We start from the raw sequence: 1,050 nt of genomic DNA on the forward strand, positions 1-1,050 counted from the left end.
CGCCGCCGAACACGGCGAAGCAGAGGGCGGGCATCGAGGTGAGCAGGCCGGCGACGGTGCCGCTCATGCCCAGGTCGGAGCGGAACTCGGCCAGCAGCGGGCCGAGTCCGGAGACGGCGGGGCGCAGGTTGAGCGCGGTCAGCACGAGGCCGGCGACCACCAGTCGCGTCGTCCACGGGGAGGCCGGGGCACCGCGGGGCGCCGCCGGAGGTTCCGGGGTCGTCGGGGTCACGCGGCTGAGCCGGTTCTCGTGCGCCATGCGGCCATCATAGAATCATGGGATGAATAGGTGGGTCGCGGGCCGCCCTGGGCGGCTCCACCGCTCACCGCGGCCTGTCGGTGGCCCGCCGTCCGTCCGCCCGACCCGTTGGAGAGCCCGTGCCGCTGTCCTCACCCCGCCGTTCCGCACTCGTCACGCAGGTGATCGACACCCTGCGCGGGCAGATCACCTCCGGCGAGTGGCCGGTGGGCAGCCGCATCCCGACCGAACCGGAACTGGTGGCCCGTCTCCAGGTGGCGCGCAACACCGTGCGGGAGGCCGTGCGAGCGCTCGCGCACAACGGCCTGCTGGACATCCGGCAGGGCTCCGGCACGTACGTGGTGGCCACCAGCGAGCTGGCCGGGGTGATGCACCGGCGGTTCGCGGGCGCGGATCCGCTGCACGTCGCCGAGGTGCGGGCCACGCTGGAGGCCGAGGCCGCCCGGCTGGCCGCGCTGCGCCGGAGCGAGGACGACGTGCGCCGGTTGCAGACCCTGCTGGAGCGCCGGGAGGCGGCGTGGGCCTCGGGTGAGGTGGAGCGGTTCGTGCAGGCGGACGCGGCCCTGCACCTGGCCGTCGTCCGTGCCTCGCACAACGAGGTGCTCAGCGCCGTGCACGCGGATCTGGGCGCCGTCCTGCGGCAGCAGTTGCGGCACGACGTCGGGGCCCGGCTCCGGCCGGAGGAGTACCTGGACCACTCCCGGATGGTGGCCGCGATCGTGTCCAGTGACGCGGAGACGGCCGCCCGGGAGGCGGGCTCCTACGGCCGGCGGTGCCGTGGCGGCGTGCCC

General features: G+C 75.1%; 1 protein-coding gene and 1 pseudogene. One reads left to right on the top strand and one right to left on the bottom strand.

Going from position 1 to position 1,050, the window contains the following annotated elements; genetic code table 11:
- Nucleotides 1-259, bottom strand: a pseudogene (locus ACYVE9_RS28095) (MFS transporter); the annotation flags it as partial.
- A gap of 119 nt (nucleotides 260-378) precedes the next feature.
- Between ACYVE9_RS28095 and ACYVE9_RS28100 the strand changes: the two are divergent.
- Nucleotides 379-1,050 (top strand): FadR/GntR family transcriptional regulator (locus ACYVE9_RS28100; RefSeq protein WP_461030703.1); only part of this gene is annotated, 672 nt, incomplete at its 3' end.

This window comes from Streptomyces sparsus (assembly GCF_054776295.1).